Origin of the sequence: Candidatus Pantoea rara, from assembly GCF_051136265.1 — a bacterium.
Taxonomy (GTDB): domain Bacteria; phylum Pseudomonadota; class Gammaproteobacteria; order Enterobacterales; family Enterobacteriaceae; genus Pantoea; species Pantoea rara.
Genome location: NZ_CP194942.1, coordinates 1052031 through 1071727 on the forward strand (window position 1 = coordinate 1052031; position 19697 = coordinate 1071727).

The following is a 19697-nucleotide window of genomic DNA, read 5'->3' on the forward strand; positions in this document are numbered from 1 at the left end:
AGGCCAGTGTGCCTCCTGTTCTTTTTTACGCCGTTGTTGGCAAATGACGACAACAGGGATGCCGCACTGTCTCTTTATGGCGACATCTATCTCATTGATTTTAAATAAGCCGGATTCTGGCGTGATTTGATGTCGTCTTGCGGAGACACATTGTCCCTGTTTATATCGGAATTTTCGCAAGAGTGATTAAACAGGCCGATTCAATCTGCTGAAAAATATAATGATTTATTTTCTGGCATGGAACTTGCTATACTCCTGCAGCTGCTCATTCACCTGTTTATGATTGCCCCGCTTAGCGGATAAGAGCTCATAAAGCCCGAATGACGCACCAAACGGAGCCTGCCGTCCACCTGACCGATAATCGCTTGCGTTATCAAACACCGGACGTAACGTTGAGTAAGGCTCCACCCATTCTTACGCGATGCACTACGCGTCGTGCCAGCGGCAGGCCATTGAGCCTGCCGTTTTCTTTTGTTCCCTTTCTTTTGCCGACACCTTTCTTCGGCTGACAGAGTCCGCTAGCATCCAGACAGTGATTCTTAAGGAAGCGGCTGCGTGAAAAAATGGCGTTTATTTCCCCGTTCTCTGCGTCAGCTGGTGCTGATGGCATTTGTGCTGGTGCTGCTGCCCTTGCTGGTGCTGGCCTGGCAGGCGTGGGAAAGTCTTTCTGCGTTAAGCGAACAGGCTGCGGACACTAACCGCAATACTTTTACGGATGTGCGCAGAAGTGAGGCGATGGCGCGAACGGCGGTTGAGCTGGAGCGCAGCTATCGTCAGTACTGCGTGCTGGATGATGCTTCGCTGGCGCGGCTCTATCGGACTCAGCACACGCGCTACAGTCAGATGCTGAGCTCGCACAGCGCCAGCCTGCCCGAACTGCCCGCCTTCCAGACCTTACAGGCGACGTTGCCGCTGCTGACGCCACTGAAATGCGATAATGGCAACCCGGTGCCGCCTGCCGCAGAGGCGCTGGATCGTTTTTCTGCCACTAACGCCCAGATGGTGCAGGACACGCGCGAAGTGGTCTTTTCGCGCGGTTTACAGTTGCAGCGTGAAATCGCCGATCGCGGCCAGTTTTTTGGCTGGCAGTCGCTGATTCTTTTTATCATTAGTCTGGCCCTCATGACGCTGTTTACCGGCATGATTATTGGCCCGGTCAAGCGTATTGAGCGGATGATCAACCGGCTTGGCGAGGGACGGGAACTGGGTGACAGCGTGACATTTCGTGGCCCGCGCGAACTACGCTCACTGGGACAGCGCATCGTCTGGCTCAGCGAACGGCTCGCATGGCTGGAATCGCAGCGTCATGAATTTCTGCGCCATCTCTCTCACGAATTGAAAACGCCACTGGCCAGCCTGCGTGAAGGCACCGAACTGCTGGCGGACGAAGTCGCCGGCGCGCTGAATGCCGATCAAAAAGAGGTGGTGACTATCCTCGATGGCAGCAGCCGTCATCTGCAGCGTCTGATTGAACAGCTCCTCGATTACAACCGTAAACTGGCAGATGGCCCGATTGAACTGAAGCCGGTCAGCGTGGCAGAAATCGTGGAGGGCGTAGTCACTGCACATGCGCTCTCGGCGCGTGCCAAACTGATGCATACGGTGGTCAATCTTGAGGTCATTCACTGCCTTGCCGAACCGACGTTACTGATGCGGGTCATTGATAACCTCTATTCGAACGCCGTGAACTACGGCAGCGAATCCGGTACCATCTGGCTTCGCAGTCAGCAGCTGGGTGATCGAATCTGGATTGAGGTCGCAAATAGTGGCTCGCCGATTCCGCCGGAAGAGCAGGCGATGATTTTCGAACCGTTCTTCCAGGGTAGCCAGCAACGCAAAGGGCCGGTAAAAGGCAGCGGGCTGGGATTGAGTATTGCCAAAGATTGCCTGCGCCGGATGCACGGCGACCTGACGCTGGTCCCCTGCGAGCAGGCTGACGTCTGTTTTCGAATTGAACTGAACACCACATCCGGGAAAGTCTGACCGATGAAATATTTACCCGCTTTGCTGTTGAGCACGCTGACTACGCTGCTCCTCAGCGGATGTACGACCTCCCCGGCCACCTCCTCTTTGCCGTCAGGCCATCAGGTGGCGGAACCCGATGTCAGAATTGCTGATTACCTGGCGACCCGCTGCAGTGATCTGTGGCCGATAGAGAATAGGGCGGCGCTGGATAATACCCTCTACTGGATGCGGGCGATCGACTGTGCTGAACGTCTTTCTCCCGCTGAGGCCCGTGCCGAAGCGCATCGCTGGCCGGCAGAAAACTGGTCGCGCGCCTTTAAGCAGGGCGTGCTGATGTCCAACGGCAATGTGACGCCCGTGGAGCGTCGTCGCTATGTTGAAACGCTGGATCGCTACAGCAGCGATTTCCCGCAGTCTGTGCGCCCGCTGATCCAGCTGTGGCGCAGCAATCAGACCGCGCAGCTCGACCTCAGTGAAGCGCGCACCCGTTATGTCCATCTGCAGCAGAGCAGCGATACGCAGCTGGAGACGATACGCCAGCAGATGGTGAAACAGCAGCAGCAGCTCAGCGAGACACAGCATAAGCTGGAGCGGCTGACTGACATTGAGCGCCAGCTTTCATCACGTAAAGCCCCGGATGTCTCTGACAGCAGTCACGGCACGGCGCTGCCGCAGGATGAGGAGCAATAATGGTGAGGCAAGCGGCTAAATTGCTGCTGGTAGATGACGATCCCAGCCTGCTGAAGCTGCTGGGCATGCGTCTTCGCAGCGAAGGGTATCAGGTCACCACCGCAGGCAGCGGACCCGAAGCATTGCGTCTGCTGCAGAAAGAGAAGATCGAGCTGGTGATTAGCGATCTGCGGATGGATGAGATGGATGGCCTGGCGCTGTTTGGCGAGATCCAGAAGCGCCATACTGGTCTGCCGGTGATTATCCTGACGGCGCATGGTTCAATCCCGGACGCCGTATCCGCCACGCAGCAGGGCGTCTTCAGCTTCCTGACCAAGCCGGTGGATAAAGATGCGCTCTATAAAGCCATTGATGAGGCGCTGGCACAGCAGGCACCGGTCAGCGATGATCGCTGGCGTGAGGCGATTGTTACCCGCAGCCCGCTGATGTTACGGCTGCTGGAGCAGGCGCACATGGTGGCGCAGTCGGACGTCAGCGTGTTGATTAATGGTCAGAGTGGCACCGGTAAGGAGATGCTGGCGCAGGCGATTCACGCCGCCAGTCCGCGTAACGGCAAGCCTTTTGTCGCCATTAACTGTGGCGCACTGCCGGAGCAGTTGCTGGAGTCAGAGCTGTTCGGCCATGCCAAAGGAGCCTTTACCGGCGCGGTCAGTGCCCGTGAAGGTTTGTTTAAGACTGCTGGCGGCGGCACGCTGTTTCTGGATGAGATTGGTGATATGCCGCAAACGCTACAGGTTAAGTTGTTGCGGGTGTTGCAGGAGCGTAAGGTCAGGCCGCTGGGCAGCGATCATGATAGTGAGATCGATGTGCGGATTATTTCAGCCACGCATCGCGATCTGCCCAGGGCAATGGAGAAAAAGGAGTTTCGCGAGGATCTCTTCTATCGTCTGAATGTGGTGAATCTGAAGATCCCGGCGCTGCATCAGCGTACGGAAGATATCCCGCTGCTGGCTAATCATCTGTTGCGGCAGGCAGCGGAACGGCATAAACCGCAGATTCGCAGTTTTTCCGTCGATGCAATGAAGCGCTTGATGGCCGCCAGCTGGCCGGGCAACGTGCGTCAGCTGGTTAACGTGATTGAGCAGTGTGTGGCGTTGAGTTCATCGCCGGTGATCAGCGATGCGCTGGTGGAGCAGGCGTTGAGCGGCGAAAATAGCGCGTTGCCGACCTTTGCGGAGGCGCGCAATCAGTTTGAGCTTAACTATCTGCGTAAGCTGTTGCAGATGACCAAAGGCAATGTGACTAACGCCGCACGTCTGGCTGGACGCAACCGCACGGAGTTCTATAAGCTGCTGTCTCGTCATGAACTGGATGCCAGTGATTTCAAAGAGTAGCGGAGGCTGCGATGTGATACCGGCAGGTTGCCTGCTCAGGCCCGAATCTGAATGGGTGCGGTCAGCATAATCTGACAGCGCTTGCGGCAACCTGAAGAATCCCGGATATTACCGCCCGACAGCGCCAGCAACATTTATACTTGATAAACCCTCTGACCATGGAGGGAGTGAAAAAGGGTCTGACATGAAAAAGATTGATGCGATTATCAAACCATTCAAACTCGATGATGTCCGTGAAGCCTTGGCGGAAGTGGGCATCACCGGGATGACCGTGAGTGAAGTGAAGGGCTTTGGTCGCCAGAAAGGGCACACCGAGCTGTACCGCGGCGCAGAGTATATGGTCGACTTTTTGCCTAAAGTGAAAATCGAGATGGTGGTGGGCGACGATATCGTTGATACCTGCGTCGAGGCCATTATGCGCACCGCGCAGACCGGCAAAATCGGTGACGGTAAGATCTTTGTCTTCGACGTAGCGCGCGTCGTGCGTATCCGAACTGGCGAAGAAGATGAAGAGGCGATCTGACAGGCTTTTTATCAGCGCTTTATCAGCATCAAGAAGCCCGCGCTGCGGGCTTTTTTTATGGCGCAATTACATGCCTTTATGCGGGCCAAAGAGTTCGTAATGAATGCGTGCGTCTGCCACGCGGGCATCACGCAGTTGCGCCACCACATGCTGCATAAAGGGCAGCGGGCCACAGAGGTAGAAGTGGGTATCGGGTAAGGCAAGACGTGCGGCGATCACGCTGATATCCATCAGACCCTGCGCGTCATAACGACCCGCATCTTCAGTCGCGGGCTCACGATACCAGATCTCGCTCATGAAATCGGCGAACTGCGCGCCAGTGGCACGCACTTCATCGCCAAAAGCATGCTGTTTGCCGTTCTCTGCGGCGTGCAGCCAGCTGACCGGCGCGCGATGCTGGTTAGCTGCCAGTGAATGCAGCATCGCCAGCATCGGGGTCTGACCCACGCCCGCAGAGATGAGCGCTACCGGTGTGACCGGATCGACATCCAGGAAGAAGTCACCGTGCGGTGCGGCGAGCATCAGTTCGTCACCCACCTTAGCATTCTGATGCAACCAGCCGGAAACGGTCCCCTGCGCTTCACGTTTCACCGCAATCCGATAATCTTTGCCATTGCTGAGATGAGTCAGCGAGTACTGACGAATCTGGTGATGGTCGAAACTGGCGGGCTGCAGATGTACTGTCAGATACTGACCCGGCTTAAATGCCGCAACCGGGCCGCCATCCATCGGGCTGAAGGTAAAGCTTTTAACCACATCGCTTTGCTGCTCAATCGCGCTAATGCGAAAAGCACGGGTATCGCGCCAGCCTCCGGTTTGCTGCTCGGTCGCCTGATAAATTTCCTCTTCCCGATGGATAAACACATCTGCCAGTACGCCATAGGCCCGGCCCCATGCAGCCAGCGCCTCTTCGCCTGGATTCAGTAGCTCTTTGATGGTTGCCAGCAGATTTTCACCCACGATGGCGTACTGTGCAGGCTGAATATTCAGGCTGGTGTGTTTCTGCGCAATCTTTTCCACCGCAGGCAGCAGTACGGCCAGATTTTCCAGATTCGCGCCGTAAGCGCAGATGGCATTGAACAGCGCTTCGCGTTGATCGCCGTTGCGCTGGTTATTCATATTAAAGACGTTTTTGAGTTCCGGATGGTGCGACAGCATGCGGTCATAGAAGTGGGCAGTGAGCTTTGGGCCGCAAGCGGCGATGGCAGGCAGGGTCGATTTAACGGTGGCGATGGTGTGTGCATCAAGCATATCAGTGGCCTCTTTATAAACATGTATTTTAAATGCATCTTATAGCTAACTCGCCTGTGGAGTAAATAACCCGGGAAAATTTCGGGTTATGCAGATGGCAACATTCAGGTGCATGAACAGAAGCCGCCGTCACATCCCAGAGAAAAAATGTGACGTCTGAACGGGGTAAAAAGGTGTAAAAAAGCAGTGCCAGTCACCAGCCAATCGTTTGCGTAAAAAGAGGCGGTTCACCCTACCTTCACCTGTTAAAACGGTTTACACTGTTGGCCTTCGCCCCTGAAGGGGGGTAAATACCGTCAGAAAGTTAGCTGAGTCAGGAGATCCGGATGTTAAAGCGTGATATGAACATTGCCGATTACGATGCCGAGTTGTGGCAGGCGATGGAGCAGGAGACAGTGCGTCAGGAAGAGCACATTGAACTGATTGCTTCTGAAAACTACACCAGCCCGCGTGTTATGCAGGCACAGGGTTCTCAGCTCACCAATAAATACGCTGAAGGGTATCCAGGCAAACGCTATTACGGCGGCTGTGAGTACGTTGATATCGTTGAGCAACTGGCCATCGATCGCGCAAAAGCGCTGTTTGGTGCTGATTACGCTAACGTGCAGCCACACTCAGGTTCACAAGCTAACTTCGCGGTTTACACCGCGTTGCTGCAGCCGGGTGATACCATTCTCGGGATGAATCTGGCGCACGGTGGACACCTGACTCATGGCTCACCGGTTAACCTGTCCGGTAAACTCTATAACGTGGTTGCTTACGGTATCGATGAGACCGGCAAAATCGACTACGACGAACTGGCTGAACTGGCGAAAACCCACAAGCCAAAAATGATCGTTGGCGGATTCTCAGCGTATTCCGGCGTCTGCGACTGGGCGAAAATGCGCGAAATCGCGGATAGCGTGGGTGCCTGGCTGTTTGTGGACATGGCGCACGTTGCTGGCCTGATTGCTGCAGATGTCTATCCAAGTCCGATTGCGCATGCACACGTTGTCACCTCTACCACCCATAAAACGCTGGCAGGTCCGCGCGGTGGTATTATTCTGGCGAAAAACGGCGACGAAGATTTCTATAAGAAACTGAACTCAGCTGTCTTCCCTGGCGGTCAGGGCGGTCCTCTGATGCATGTTATCGCGGGTAAAGCGGTCGCGTTCAAAGAGGCGATGGAGCCGGAATTCAAAACCTACCAGCAGCAGGTGGCAAAAAATGCCAAAGCAATGGTTGAGGTGCTGATTGAACGTGGCTATGACATCGTTTCTGGTGGCACCTATAACCATCTGTTCCTGATCGATCTGGTGAGCAAAAACCTGACCGGTAAAGAAGCAGATGCTGCGCTGGGCCGTGCCAACATCACGGTCAACAAGAACAGCGTACCTAACGATCCGAAAAGCCCCTTTGTCACTTCCGGTATTCGTATCGGTACACCTGCTGTTACGCGTCGTGGTTTCAACGAAGCGGACGTGCGCGAACTGGCTGGCTGGATCGCCGATGTGCTGGATAACGTCAATGACGAAGCAACCATTGAGCGCACGAAGAAGAAAGTGCTGGAAATCTGCAGCCGTCTGCCGGTCTACGCTTAATCGTTAACCTGTTGTGAGACAATATAAAAAGGATGGCAACTGCCATCCTTTTTTATTGCCTGTCCTGCGGCGCTCTGCCAGAGTAGCGCCCACTTATGCTGCCAGGCAGCAAACCTGCTGGAGGGAATATGGCAATCGGCTCCGCCAGATGGCTCGGATTGGGCTACTTCACTTACTTCTTCTGTTACGGCATCTATCTGCCATTCTGGGGCGTGTGGCTGAAAGGGACCGGCCTGGATGCTGAAAAAATTGGCCTGCTTCTTGGTTGTGGCATGGTGGCCCGTTTTGTCGGCAGTCTGCTCATCGCTTCTCAGGTCAAAAATCCTTCACGATTGATTACAGCGCTGCGTCTGCTGGCGCTGATGACCTGTCTGTTCGCCGCCGGTTTCTGGGTGGGTGAGCAGTGGATGTGGCTGCTGACGATCATGATTGGCTTTAACCTCTTTTTCTCGCCGCTGGTCCCGCTCAGCGATGCGCTGGCCGCGACCTGGACACAGCAGATTGGGCTGGCCTACGGGCCGGTCAGACTGTGGGGATCGCTGGCCTTTGTCATCAGCTCGGCGTTAACCGGCGTGCTGGTCAGTGCCTACTCCTCTAACGCCATTCTGCTGCTGCTTTCCGTCGGTGTCATTTCTATGCTGGCTGGCATGATGCTGACACCCGCCACCCAGCCGCAGGGCAATGAGCGGCAGGGTGCTGCCGGCGGCGGCTGGCAGGTGTGGCGTGCGTTGCTGCGTGAGAATGCGGTATGGCGATTCATGCTCTGCGTGACACTGCTGCAGGGCGCACACGCCGCTTATTATGGATTTAGTGCTATCTGGTGGCAGGAGAGCGGCTATTCCGCCTCGACGGTGGGCTATCTCTGGTCGCTGGGTGTGGTGGCGGAGATTGTGGTGTTTGCCCTGAGCAATCGGCTGTTCCGCCGCTGGAGCGCGCGCGATCTGCTGCTGCTTTCGGGCATCTGCGCACTGATCCGCTGGAGCCTGATGGGGGCAACGACCGCGCTGCCGCTGCTGATTGTGGCGCAAATCCTCCACTGTGGCAGCTTCACCGTCTGCCATCTGGCGGCGATGCGATTTATCGCGGCGCGCAAGGGGGCGGAAGTGATTCGGCTGCAATCACTCTATTCCGCACTGGCGATGGGCGGTGGCATTGCGGTGATGACAATGATCTGCGGCGTGCTGTTCGCGCATCTGCAGGGACACCTGTTCTGGGTGATGGCGCTTGTCGCGCTGCCCGCGCTGTTCCTGCGTCCCGGCTACGACTCCAGTAAATAACGAATTCGCTGCTGATGGTGTAACGTCAGCGGCAGTTCCGCATGCACCAGCGGCGGAGAGAACAAGGGCAGCGAAGTAGGGTAGGGCGAAATGATGATGTCGATATCCTTTGGCGCGCCATCCCGCTGAAACTGCTTTACGTCCTGATAAGTAATATTGACTGGCAGCAGCGTGATCTCCCGGATCTGCTGCTCCACATCCTGCTCGAGATCGGCGTCGTCGCCGGTCAGGATCAGGACCTGTTTCTCCTGCAGCGCACTCTCCTGCATCAGCCAGGCGCCAAAAATAATGGTCACTAAGCTCACTTCTTCCGGCGTAAAAGCGATGTTGTAGTGCTGCTCAAAACCCTTCAGGGCCTCATGAGTCGTGCGTAGCAGTCGGGGATAGAGACGGCTGACATCCAGTGCCACGCTATTGTCGATGCCGATATTGAAGTGGGTGCGATCCAGCGCCTGCGCCAGATGAGGATAGAGCTGGTGCAGCAGTTCGTTGCGGTCAGCAAACGTAATCCCGGCACAGGCTTCAAAATCATTAATCAGCTGCTGAGTCGCGTTCATTAACTGCTGCTCAGCAGGATGCGCCACCGCGTCAACAACTGGCGTATGAATCTGACTGAACAGCAGCGTCCAGAAGTCCGCTTCGCTGACGGGCGGAGCAATGTGGCAGCGTTTGCGCCAGTGGTAAATCACAGCCTCGGCGGCCTGGCGCTCAGGCTTCTGTTGCAGCCAGAGACATTGCGCCTCACTGAACAGCACTGGCTGGCGCTGGCACAATCCATACTTCATGAATATCTGCAGAAAAAGCCGGTCACGTTCGCTGAAGTCACGCTTCAGACGCAGGCTGCAGTGCTGGATCAGTGCCTGTAAATTGGTCTCATCCCACAGCGCTTTCTCAATCTTCATGATCTTCAGGCGCTGACGCAGAGGAGCAGCAAAATGCTCGCAGACGAAATCCTGCGATAAACGCAGACTGCGTCGCAGGTTGTGCAACAGACAGAGGCGCCGATCCAACTCTGTTCCATGAAGACGAAAGCTGCCATCCACCATCTGATGCAATTCCAGCTGGTGATATCGCTGTATCTCAAGGCCCACATCCGCGATATCCTGTCGGGCAACAGCAGGATCGACGCCATTCAGCTGGCAGACTTTTTCAAGCGTGAGCAAAGGTGTCGGCAGAAACAGCAGCAATAAAAGATGGCACTGACGCTGTGAACGGGAGAAGAGTGGTGCCAAAGGGGTAGCAGAACTCATCAATCAGATTTCCAGCAGACTATTTTGAGCTAAGAATAGTCAACCCGGTCAGCGCCTGCGCGGTTTACGCGGTTTATTTGCCGGAGGTTTAAGGCGGGTCACAAAATTTGTTACTTATCGATCCTTTTAATCGGAAACGTTACTTTATAACATTATGAAACGCGTACTCTTTGCTCTGTTAATGGTATTAAGTCCGGCTGTGCTGGCGCATCCTCACAGCTTTATCGATATGAAAACGGAACTGGTCGTGCAGGGTGATACGTTTACCGGGTTAAAGATGATCTGGACGATGGATGAGATTACCTCCGCCGATCTGCTGTATGACGCGGGCGATGCAAAACCTGGCAGCGTGGTGTGGAAAAAGCTGGCAGCGGGCGTGATGGCGAACGTATTGGGCCAGCACTACTTTTCTGAAATCTGGCATAACCAACAGCGGGTAAAGTTTTTGAATCTGCCAACGGAATACAACCTTTCGCGTAACGGCCACAAAGCGGTGCTGGAATTCATTCTGCCGCTGGCGGAACCCCCGAAGCTGACCGGCCAGCGCTTTGAGATCCTGACCTTTGATCCCACCTATTTCGTCGATATGTTCTACGACAATTCCGGCGCGTTGACGCTGCCACCGTCGCTTCAGACGCGCTGCCAGTTTGCCCTTAATACGCCAAAGCCCAACGACTCACTGAAGCAATATGCGCTATCGCTGGATAAAGCGGACGCCCCGGCGGAGGAGATGGATCTGGGTCGCCAGTTCGCTCAGACGGTGGTGCTGACATGTCAGTGATCTCCACACCCTTACGGGCCATCCGACTCTGGCCATTCTGGCTGATGGCAGGACTCTTCCTCGGCGGTGCGCTGCTGGTATGGCTTTACTGGTCGCAGATTCTGCTGCAGAGCGTGCTGTGGCAAAAAGACCTGCACCGGCAGATGACCCAGCTATTACAGCAGGTGTCGGAGCAGCCACACAAGGCTGGCCTCTCGCTGGTGATTTTCAGCCTGCTGTATGGCGTATTGCACGCGCTGGGTCCGGGCCACGGTAAAGTCGTCATCGCAACGTTTCTGGCGACCCATCCGAGTCGCGTCAGAACCAGCATCAGGCTGACGCTGCTTGCCTCATTGCTGCAGGGCTCGGTTGCGATTGTGCTGGTCACGGTGATGCTGGTGCTGCTGAAAACCTCATCGCGCCAGCTGCATCTCAGCAGCTTCTGGCTGGAAAAGGGCAGTTATTTGCTGGTGATCGGGCTGGGCGTAATGATCGGGTATCGGGCGTTGCGGGCGTTGTGGCGGGCATTGCGTCCACGGCAAACCCTGGCTTTTCGTGCTTTCAGGCCGCAGCATCAGCACGATGAGCAGTGCGGCTGCGGACATCCACATCTCCCGACGCCGCAGCAGATGAGTGCCAACGTTAGCGGGAGAACCCAACTGCTGGTGGTGGTGTCGATGGGCTTACGTCCCTGTTCCGGCGCAATTATGATGCTGCTATTTTCCAAAGTCATTGGTGTTTATGGCTGGGGCATTCTCTCTGCTGCCGTAATGGCGGCCGGCACAGCACTGACCATTTCGGCGATTGGCCTGCTGGTGCAGCAGGCGCGCTCGGTCGCACAGCGGCTGGCACAGCCTGGTGCTGCCCCAGGCATCACGCGACTGCTGATGCCAGTGCTGGCGTTAACCGGCAGCCTGATTTTAATCGTGGCGGGTATCGCATTATGGCAGTCAGCGCAGCTGACGCTCGGCGGCGGAATTCGACCTTTCTGAATAAAAGCGCAGCGGAAATAAAATTGCCGCTGCGCTCTTCTCTTCGTTAATTATCTTTAAATTCACCTCTTTAATTTTTTCTCTGCGTAGTTTAGTGGAGAAATAACATTTCCCTGTCTACGCTGTTAATACCAAAACGGCATTCCGCCGTCGGAATGATAAAAGATCAAGACAGCTTGCTGTTTATTGCGAGGAGTATATTTCATGGCTGATACCCGTATTAATAATGGCTACACCGAAACGCTGGCGACCGGACCCGCTGGATTACCGCTGAAGCGTATTTCATGGAGCGCCGTGTTTGCTGGTGTTATTTGTGCCTTAATCGTTCATATCATTCTGACGCTGCTGGGAACAGCTATTGGTGCCACCACCATTGATCCAATGAAAGAACAGAATCCCCTTGACGGCCTTGGCACTGGCGCACTGGTCTGGACGGCCATTGAAATGCTGGTTGCGATGGCGGCAGGGAGTTATGTTGCTGGTCGACTGGCTCAGCGCGAAGGCGCACTGCACGGCTTACTGATGTTTGGCCTTAGCACAATTTTCACTATTTATCTGGCTATTACGCTGGCAACCAGTGTATTAGGTGGCGCGATGAATATTGTGGGTTCAGGTTTCCAGGCGCTGGGTAGTGGTATTTCCGCAGCTGCGCCTTCGGTTACTCAAATGGCAAAACAAAAACTGCAGGAGAATAATATTAATTTAGATAACCTGCAGAATGAACTGGAAACGACATTACGTCAGACCGGAAAACCGGAATTACAGCCTGAGAATTTGAAGCAGGACGCAAATAAAGAAGCGCAGAATGCAGAAAACCAGGCTAACAATACTGCGAACCATCCGCAGACAGCCGATACCGATCTAACGAACTGGGTGAAAGGGGTGATGGATCGTCATTCCGATACCCTGCAGGCTGCCGATCGTGATGCGCTGAAAAATATTATCAAAGCGCGTACCGGTAAAAGCGATCAGGAAGTGGATCAGATTGTTGCCAAAACTGAGCAGAGCTATCAGCAGGCCGTTCAGAAGTATCAGGAACTGAAACAGCAGGCTGAACAGAAAGCGCGTGAAGCCGGTGAGAAAGCCGCTGCTGCAACCGCTAAAGCGAGCTGGTATGCCCTGATTCTGATGATTATCGAAGCCGTACTGGCCGGTGTGATGGGTATGGTAGGTCGTCGTACTCAGCCCCGTCAGGTGCTGACACACGAACGTCGTTAATCATCACTGAATGACAGGCAACAAAAAAGGCGGCTGATAAGCCGCCTTTTTCTGTACTGAAACTTAGCGTTTTAACGCTTCGCTCAGCTCATCACGCATGTTTGAGAGCATCGCTTTCACCACTCGTGGGTTACCTGCGACCAGGTTGCCTGACAGCAGGTAGCCGTGGTTACCGGTGAAGTCAGTGACCAGACCGCCCGCTTCGCGAACCAGCAGTTCACCCGCCGCAAAATCCCACGGCTTCAGGCCAATCTCAAAATAGCCGTCAACGCGACCCGCAGCCACATAGGCCAGATCCAGCGCAGCAGAACCGGTGCGACGGAAATCAGCACACTGAGTAAAGAGTTTGGTCATGATGTTCATATAAGCAGGCGCGTGCTGCTTCATTTTGAATGGGAAGCCGGTGGCCAGAACAGTGCCATCCAGATCGCGTGCTGTGCTGCCACGCAGACGATAGCCATTCAGCTGCGCGCCCTGACCACGTGAAGAGGTGAACAGTTCATTGCGCATAGGATCGTAAACGACGGCGACTTCAGTGCGGCCTTTGATGCGCACAGCGATTGAAACGGCAAAGTGAGGTAAACGTTTGATGAAGTTAGACGTGCCATCCAGCGGATCGATAACCCATTGAACGTCCTGATCTTCGCCCGCCAGCTCACCGCTTTCTTCAGTGATGATGGTGTGTTTCGGGTAAGATTTACGAATGATTTCGATAATCAGGCGTTCTGCTTCGCGGTCAACATTGGTTACGAAGTCGTTGCTGCCTTTCTGGCTGGCTTCGACGGCGTCCGGGGTTTCATAATATTTGGCAATTAAATTTCCGGCCTTGCGCGCTGCGCGCACGGCAATGTTGAGCATTGGATGCATCGGTATCTCTCGCTGGATGTTAAAGAACGGGGAAAACGGCGCGGAGTATAGCAGCGTGTTCGGTAAATGTCCTGCTTTATGTTAAGATTCTCTCTACTGATTTTACTGACCCGTTTCTGAGTATCCCTAATCATGTTGCAAAATATTCGTATCGTGCTGGTCGAGACTTCTCATACCGGTAACATGGGCTCCGTTGCGCGCGCCATGAAAACCATGGGCTTAACGAACCTCTATCTGGTGAATCCACTGGTTAAGCCTGACTCACAGGCGATCTCTCTGGCTGCCGGTGCCAGTGACGTTATCGGCGAAGCAAAAATCGTCGACTCACTGGATGAGGCGATCGCCGGATGCAGCCTGGTGGTCGGCACCAGCGCACGTTCCCGTTCGCTGCCCTGGCCGATGCTGGATGCGCGTGAATGCGGCGTGAAAAGCGTGGAAGAGGGCCAGCAGGCTCCGGTCGCGCTGGTTTTTGGTCGTGAACGCGTCGGCCTGACCAATGAAGAGTTGCAGAAGTGTCACTATCACGTCGCGATTCAGGCCAATCCCGAATACAGCTCACTGAACCTGGCGATGGCGGTGCAGATTATCGCCTATGAAGTACGCATGGCGTGGTTGCAGTCGCAGGAACAGGCCAGCCCGGCACCGAAGTATGAAGAGTCACCTTATCCGCTGGTGGATGACCTTGAGCGCTTCTATCAGCATATGGAACAAATGATGCTGAACAGCGGCTTTATCCGCGAAGCCAATCCGGGTCAGGTGATGAGCAAACTGCGTCGTCTTTACACCCGTGCGCGCCCGGAACGCGATGAACTCAACATCCTGCGCGGCATGCTTTCGTCGTTTGAAAAGCGTAAAAACGAGAAAAAAGAAGAAGATAATAGTTGAGTAAATTACCAGGTTAAATACCTGACTAATTTACCAGGTTAAATAGTTGACCAAATTACTCGGGAATGGCAGACTTCAGAGCATCTGTTGCTAATCTTCCGCTAACCGGACGCTATTGAGGTCGTACGCTATGAGACTGACATCCAAAGGACGTTATGCCGTTACTGCAATGCTGGACGTTGCCCTTCATTCCAATGAAGGCCCGGTCCCGCTGGCAGATATTTCCGAGCGTCAGGGCATCTCGCTCTCCTATCTGGAGCAGTTATTCTCCCGACTGCGTAAAAATGGTCTGGTTTCCAGCGTACGTGGTCCCGGCGGCGGTTATCTGTTGGGTAAAGAGTCAAACACCATCTCTGTTGGTGAAGTGATCACCGCCGTGGATGAGTCCGTTGATGCCACCAAATGCCAGGGCAAAGAAGGCTGCCAGGGCGGCGAACGTTGCCTGACTCATGTGCTGTGGCGCGATTTGAGCGTGCGCATCAGTGAGTTCCTGAACAATATTACGCTGGCTGAGCTGGTGAATAATCAGGAGATCCTGGACGTGGCCGATCGTCAGAATGCGATCGATAATCGCCGCTTCCAGAGCCCGCGTTCGCAGGAAATTAACATTAACCAGCGCGCCTCGTAATCCCCGCTGTTCCGGCCCTTACTGCTAACGCGGTCAGGGCTGAATCTGCTATAAAGACGTATGATTTTTTATACGGAGCTGTAGCGCAATGAAATTACCGATTTACCTGGATTACGCCGCCACCACGCCGGCCGATCCGCGTGTGGCCAGCAAAATGATGCAGTTTCTGACGCTGGATGGCACGTTCGGTAATCCGGCCTCGCGATCGCACCGTTTTGGCTGGCAGTCTGAAGAGGCGGTGGATGTTGCCCGCAATCAGATCGCCGAACTGGTTAACGCTGATCCGCGCGAAATCGTCTTTACCTCTGGCGCCACCGAATCCGATAACCTCGCGATTAAAGGCGCGGCTCACGCCCATCAGGCGCGCGGCAAACATATCATCACCAGCCAGACAGAACACAAAGCGGTGCTCGACAGCTGTCAGCAACTGGAGCGCGAAGGCTTTAATGTCACGTATCTGACGCCAGCGGCAAACGGCATTATCTCGCCTGACCAGCTGCGTGCGGCGCTGCGCGACGACACGATTTTAGTCACCCTGATGCACGTGAATAACGAAACCGGGGTGATTCAGGATATCGCCGCTTTTGGCGAACTCTGCCGTGAGCGTGAGATTCTGTTCCATGTAGATGCTACCCAGAGCGTTGGCAAATTGCCTGTCGATCTCAGCCAGTTACCGGTCGATTTGATGTCCTTTTCCGCCCACAAACTCTATGGCCCTAAAGGTATCGGCGCGCTCTATGTACGGCGTAAACCGCGCGTGCAGATCGCGGCGCAGATCCACGGCGGCGGGCATGAGCGCGGGATGCGCTCCGGCACCTTGCCGGTGCATCAGATTGTCGGCATGGGTGAAGCCTATCGCATCGCAGCAGAAGAGCGTGAAACCGATATGGCGCGGTTGAAGGCTCTGAGCGATCGTCTGTGGCAGGGCATCAGCACACTGCCGGGCGTCACCCTCAATGGCGATCACAACCTGCGCGCGCCCAACATTCTTAACCTCAGTTTCGCCGACGTTGAGGGCGAATCACTGATTATGGCGCTGAAAGACCTGGCGCTCTCTTCCGGCTCGGCCTGTACCTCCGCCAGCCTGGAACCTTCATATGTCCTGCGTGCGCTGGGCCTGAGTGAAGAGCTGGCCCACAGTTCGCTGCGTTTCTCACTGGGACGCTTCACGACTGAAGAAGAGATCGATTACGCCATTACACTGGTGCAGAAATCGGTGACCCGTCTGCGGGCCTTAATGAAATCCTGATACCCAGTGTTAGTCCGGAAATTGCGCCAATATGGGCACTTCGCTGGCAACGCCTGGCGGAATCTGTTATCAGGTCTCTCTGTGCACTACATTTAACATCTTATTAAAGCCGCTATAACAATCAGGCTGGATGAAACAGATAACGATTACGGAGCTTTTCGATGACCACACAACCGATGACTATTACGCTTAGCAGCCAGCCCGCCGATGCGCGCTGGGGCGATAAAGCGATTCTCAGCAGCAATGACAGCGGCATGACATTGCACCTGACCGGCGCAGATGCGCTGAATACCATTCAGCGTGCGGCGCACAAAATTGACGGCCAGGGTATTCGCCATGTGGCGCTGACCGGCGAAGGCTGGCACCTTGAGCAGTGCTGGGCATTCTGGCAGGGCTTCCGTGGCCCGAAAGGCCAGCGTCAGGTTGAATGGCCAGCGCTGGGCGAACATGAGCAGGCGGAGTTTGATCGCCGTCTGAAAATTATCGACTGGGTTCGCAACGTCATTAACCTGCCTGCAGAAGATCTGGGGCCGGAGCAGCTGGCGCACAATGCCGTCGATCTGATCAGTGAAGTGGGCGGTGACGCCGTCAGCTATCGCATTACCAAAGGCGATGAACTGCGGGTGCAGGGTTACATGGGCCTGCACACCGTAGGACGCGGTTCGAATCGCCCGCCGGTCTATCTGGCGCTCGACTACAACCCGACCGGCGACGAGAATGCGCCGGTCTACGCCTGCCTGGTCGGAAAAGGCATCACCTTTGATACCGGCGGCTATAGCCTGAAGCAGAGTAGCTTCATGGACTCGATGAAGTCTGACATGGGCGGCGCAGCGACCGTGACGGGTGCGCTGGCCATGGCGATTTCGCGCGGTCTCAACAAGCGCGTCAAACTCTATCTCTGCTGTGCCGATAACATGGTCAGCAGTAACGCCTTCAAGCTGGGCGACATCATTCGCTATCGCAACGGTAAATCAGTGGAAGTGATGAACACCGACGCGGAAGGTCGCCTGGTTCTGGCTGACGGTTTAATCGACGCCAGCGAACAGAATCCGACGATGATCATCGACGCTGCAACGCTGACCGGCGCGGCTAAGACGGCGCTGGGCAATGATTACCATGCACTGTTCACCTTTGATGATGTGATGGCGCAGTCGCTGATGGGCAGTGCGGTCAGTGAGAACGAACCTTTCTGGCGTCTGCCGCTGGCTGAATTCCATCGCAGCCATCTGCCGTCTAACTTTGCCGATCTCAATAATATCGCCAGCCCGTCTCATGCGGCAGGTGCCAGCAGCGCAGCAGCGTTCCTGTCACACTTCGTCAGCAACTATCAGCAGGGCTGGCTGCACATCGACTGCTCCGCGACCTATCGCAAAGGCGCCGTTGATCAGTGGGCAGCGGGTGCAACAGGTCTTGGCGTGCGTACCCTTGCCAATCTGTTACTGAAATAAGCCGATTTCAGCGGTGGCTGATGCTGCCGCTGTATAGAAGGAAACCGTTCAGAGGGAAACTATGAACCGTCTTGAAGAGGTGCTGAAGCTGGCGGCCACTGAGCCTGCCCATCGGCCGGAGTTTTTCCAGTTGCTGCTGGAATCTGACGTCTTTGTTCCAGGCGAAAGCACCACGCAACAGCTTGATGCCAGCACGCCCGTTGATCTGCAGCACTGGGAAAAAGAGGATGGCAGCAGCATCATTCCTTTCTTCACGTCAGAAGAGGCGATGAGTGAAGCGGTCAGCGGTGAGCAATCCTGGCTGCGTCTGCCCGTGCAGACGCTATTTGAGATGACGCGCGGTGAGACGCTGTTCCTCAATCCCAAACTGCCTTCCGGCAAAGAATTTACGGCGGCTGAGATCACCCATCTGCTGGCCGAAGAAGGCAGTGCGCTAAGCCAGCAAACCGTGCTGGAAGGCGGACAATCCCTGCTGCTTTCTGAAGTGGCAGAACCGCCAGCGCAGATGATCGACTCACTGACTCAGTTGTTCACTAAGCACAAGCAGGTGCGCCGCGCGTTTATCGCCAGCATTCGTGAGCGGGCCGATGAAGCGCCTAATCTGCTGATCGGCATTGAAGCGGACAGCAATATTGAGGCGATTATTCAGGCGGCGGGCAGTGTGGCAACGGATACACTGCCGGACGATGCGCCAGTAGATATCTGTGAAGTGACGCTGAACGATCGCGGAATCAGCCACTTCTTTACCGCCCACATCACGCCATTCTATGAACGTCGCTGGGGCAGTTTCCTGCGCGACTTCAAGGGCAGTGAGCGGATTATCTGACGCAACAGAAGAACAGGCGGCTCATGGGCCGCCTGTTTTTTATTTCGCTATCGGTAAGTCGTCGCGACTGCCCCATTCGCCCCAGGATCCGTCATACAGCGTGGCATCCCGTACGCCCAGCGCGGTCAGCGCCAGAATCAACACCACCGCCGTCACGCCTGAGCCACAACTGGCGACCACTGGCTGAGTAATATCGACACCCGCGTCAGCAAACAGCCTGCGCAGTTCTGCTTCCGGCTTGAGTTTTCCCTGTTCAACCAGCGTATTCCACGGCACGTTCAGGCTATTGGGAATATGCCCGCGATGCAGCCCGGGTCGCGGCTCGTCTACTTCAGCGTTAAAGCGGTTAGCCGCACGCGCATCAACAATCTGTGCGCCGCCTTCATGGCTGATCAGCAGCACATCCGTCAGGCGTTTCACCCGGCTTTCATCCGCATGGGCCTCAAATTCACCTTCCGGCAGATTCACTTCGCCGGTTACCAGCGCAAAACCGGCCTCTTTCCAGCCCTGCAAACCCCCGGTAAGAATCGACACCTGAGCCACACCAAAAGTCTTCAGCATCCACCAGGCGCGCGGCGCGGAGAAGAGATTGCCCTCGTCATACACCACCAGGTGCTTATCACTGCTGACGCCCAGCTCACGCATCGCGACGGCAAACGTCTCGGCGCGCGGCAGCATATGCGGATAGGGGCTGGTGTGATCGGAAAGCGCTTCAATATCGTAAAAAGGGGCGTCGGGTAAATGACCCGCCAGATATTCAGCCTGGATATCGCGAACCGCTTCCATCCCGGCAGGCAACATACGTGCATCCAGCACCTGAAGCCGTTCATCGTTATAGTGCTCTTGTAACCAGTCGGCGGACACAAACAGTGGCGTCGTCATAACAACCTCATCTCAGCAATCTGTCATACCAGTGTCAGGGAATGTGCGCACCATCTCAAGAGAAGCGTTGAT

The 19697-nt window shown here is 55.3% G+C and carries 18 protein-coding genes; 14 read left to right on the forward strand and 4 right to left on the reverse strand.

Features of this window, described 5'->3' with window-relative positions:
* Positions 1-555 precede the first annotated feature (555 nt).
* The 4 genes from ACR8BF_RS05150 to glnB all read left to right on the forward strand — a co-directional run bounded on the left by ACR8BF_RS05150 (position 556) and on the right by glnB (position 4512).
* On the forward strand, positions 556-1983 hold the full coding sequence (locus ACR8BF_RS05150; RefSeq protein WP_434745654.1) for a HAMP domain-containing sensor histidine kinase: 1428 nt from the start codon (positions 556-558) through the stop codon (positions 1981-1983).
* Positions 1984-1986: 3 nt separating this feature from the next.
* On the forward strand, positions 1987-2655 hold the full coding sequence (qseG, locus tag ACR8BF_RS05155; RefSeq protein WP_179895026.1) for a two-component system QseEF-associated lipoprotein QseG: 669 nt from the start codon (positions 1987-1989) through the stop codon (positions 2653-2655).
* Positions 2655-3989 carry a two-component system response regulator GlrR gene (gene glrR, locus ACR8BF_RS05160; protein WP_218928039.1) on the forward strand — a complete coding sequence of 445 codons (1335 nt, stop codon included), beginning with the start codon at positions 2655-2657 and terminating at the stop codon, positions 3987-3989. The genes qseG and glrR overlap by 1 nt, the downstream gene beginning before the upstream one ends.
* Positions 3990-4173: 184 nt before the next feature.
* Positions 4174-4512: a nitrogen regulatory protein P-II gene (gene glnB / locus ACR8BF_RS05165; RefSeq protein WP_179895027.1), complete on the forward strand. Its 339-nt coding sequence runs from the start codon at positions 4174-4176 to the stop codon at positions 4510-4512.
* Positions 4513-4578: 66 nt separating this feature from the next.
* Here glnB and hmpA read toward each other — a convergent pair whose 3' ends face one another.
* On the reverse strand, positions 4579-5763 hold the full coding sequence (gene hmpA / locus ACR8BF_RS05170; RefSeq protein WP_434745655.1) for an NO-inducible flavohemoprotein: 1185 nt from the start codon (positions 5761-5763) through the stop codon (positions 4579-4581).
* Positions 5764-6089: 326 nt separating this feature from the next.
* On the opposite strand from hmpA, the gene glyA reads away from it, so the two are divergent.
* Positions 6090-7343 carry a serine hydroxymethyltransferase gene (gene glyA / locus ACR8BF_RS05175; protein ID WP_179895029.1) on the forward strand — a complete coding sequence of 418 codons (1254 nt, stop codon included), beginning with the start codon at positions 6090-6092 and terminating at the stop codon, positions 7341-7343.
* A 128-nt stretch (positions 7344-7471) separates the two neighbouring features.
* Positions 7472-8620 (forward strand): 3-phenylpropionate MFS transporter, encoded by a 1149-nt coding sequence (locus ACR8BF_RS05180; RefSeq protein ID WP_292991465.1) that lies wholly within the window; start codon positions 7472-7474, stop codon positions 8618-8620.
* Here ACR8BF_RS05180 and csiE read toward each other — a convergent pair.
* Positions 8602-9870, reverse strand: a complete 1269-nt coding sequence (csiE, locus tag ACR8BF_RS05185; protein ID WP_292991467.1) for a stationary phase inducible protein CsiE — start codon at positions 9868-9870, stop codon at positions 8602-8604. The two genes, ACR8BF_RS05180 and csiE, sit on opposite strands and share 19 nt — an antisense overlap.
* 154 nt (positions 9871-10024) lie before the next feature.
* Between csiE and ACR8BF_RS05190 the strand changes: the two genes are divergently transcribed.
* From ACR8BF_RS05190 to ACR8BF_RS05200, 3 genes are all read left to right on the forward strand, one after another.
* Entirely contained in the window at positions 10025-10651 is a 627-nt protein-coding gene (locus ACR8BF_RS05190; RefSeq protein WP_179895032.1) for a DUF1007 family protein, read from the forward strand.
* On the forward strand, positions 10642-11622 hold the full coding sequence (locus ACR8BF_RS05195) for a nickel/cobalt transporter (RefSeq protein WP_434745656.1): 981 nt from the start codon (positions 10642-10644) through the stop codon (positions 11620-11622). Before ACR8BF_RS05190 ends, ACR8BF_RS05195 begins: the two co-directional genes overlap by 10 nt.
* A gap of 204 nt (positions 11623-11826) precedes the next feature.
* Positions 11827-12840: a TIGR04086 family membrane protein gene (locus ACR8BF_RS05200; protein WP_292991474.1), complete on the forward strand. Its 1014-nt coding sequence runs from the start codon at positions 11827-11829 to the stop codon at positions 12838-12840.
* A gap of 63 nt (positions 12841-12903) precedes the next feature.
* On the opposite strand, the gene suhB is transcribed toward ACR8BF_RS05200, so the two are convergent.
* Positions 12904-13707 (reverse strand): inositol-1-monophosphatase, encoded by an 804-nt coding sequence (suhB, locus tag ACR8BF_RS05205; protein ID WP_292991477.1) that lies wholly within the window; start codon positions 13705-13707, stop codon positions 12904-12906.
* A 132-nt stretch (positions 13708-13839) separates the two neighbouring features.
* Between suhB and trmJ the strand changes: the two genes are divergently transcribed.
* The 5 genes from trmJ (at position 13840) to sseB (ending at position 18743) form a co-directional block, all read left to right on the forward strand.
* On the forward strand, positions 13840-14592 hold the full coding sequence (gene trmJ / locus ACR8BF_RS05210; RefSeq protein ID WP_434745657.1) for a tRNA (cytosine(32)/uridine(32)-2'-O)-methyltransferase TrmJ: 753 nt from the start codon (positions 13840-13842) through the stop codon (positions 14590-14592).
* Between the two features lie 130 nt (positions 14593-14722).
* On the forward strand, positions 14723-15220 hold the full coding sequence (gene iscR / locus ACR8BF_RS05215) for a Fe-S cluster assembly transcriptional regulator IscR (protein WP_179895037.1): 498 nt from the start codon (positions 14723-14725) through the stop codon (positions 15218-15220).
* Between the two features lie 88 nt (positions 15221-15308).
* The gene (locus tag ACR8BF_RS05220) at positions 15309-16469 is read left to right on the forward strand and encodes an IscS subfamily cysteine desulfurase (protein WP_313698243.1); all 1161 of its coding nucleotides are present in this window, start codon (positions 15309-15311) and stop codon (positions 16467-16469) included.
* A 161-nt stretch (positions 16470-16630) separates the two neighbouring features.
* Complete coding sequence (gene pepB / locus ACR8BF_RS05225; protein WP_179895039.1) at positions 16631-17917, forward strand: aminopeptidase PepB; 1287 nt, start codon at positions 16631-16633, stop codon at positions 17915-17917.
* A gap of 61 nt (positions 17918-17978) precedes the next feature.
* Positions 17979-18743: an enhanced serine sensitivity protein SseB gene (gene sseB, locus ACR8BF_RS05230; RefSeq protein ID WP_179895040.1), complete on the forward strand. Its 765-nt coding sequence runs from the start codon at positions 17979-17981 to the stop codon at positions 18741-18743.
* 39 nt (positions 18744-18782) lie between these two features.
* Here the strand turns inward: sseB and sseA are convergent, their stop codons facing one another.
* Positions 18783-19625, reverse strand: a complete 843-nt coding sequence (gene sseA, locus ACR8BF_RS05235; protein WP_313698240.1) for a 3-mercaptopyruvate sulfurtransferase — start codon at positions 19623-19625, stop codon at positions 18783-18785.
* Positions 19626-19697: the final 72 nt, after the last annotated feature.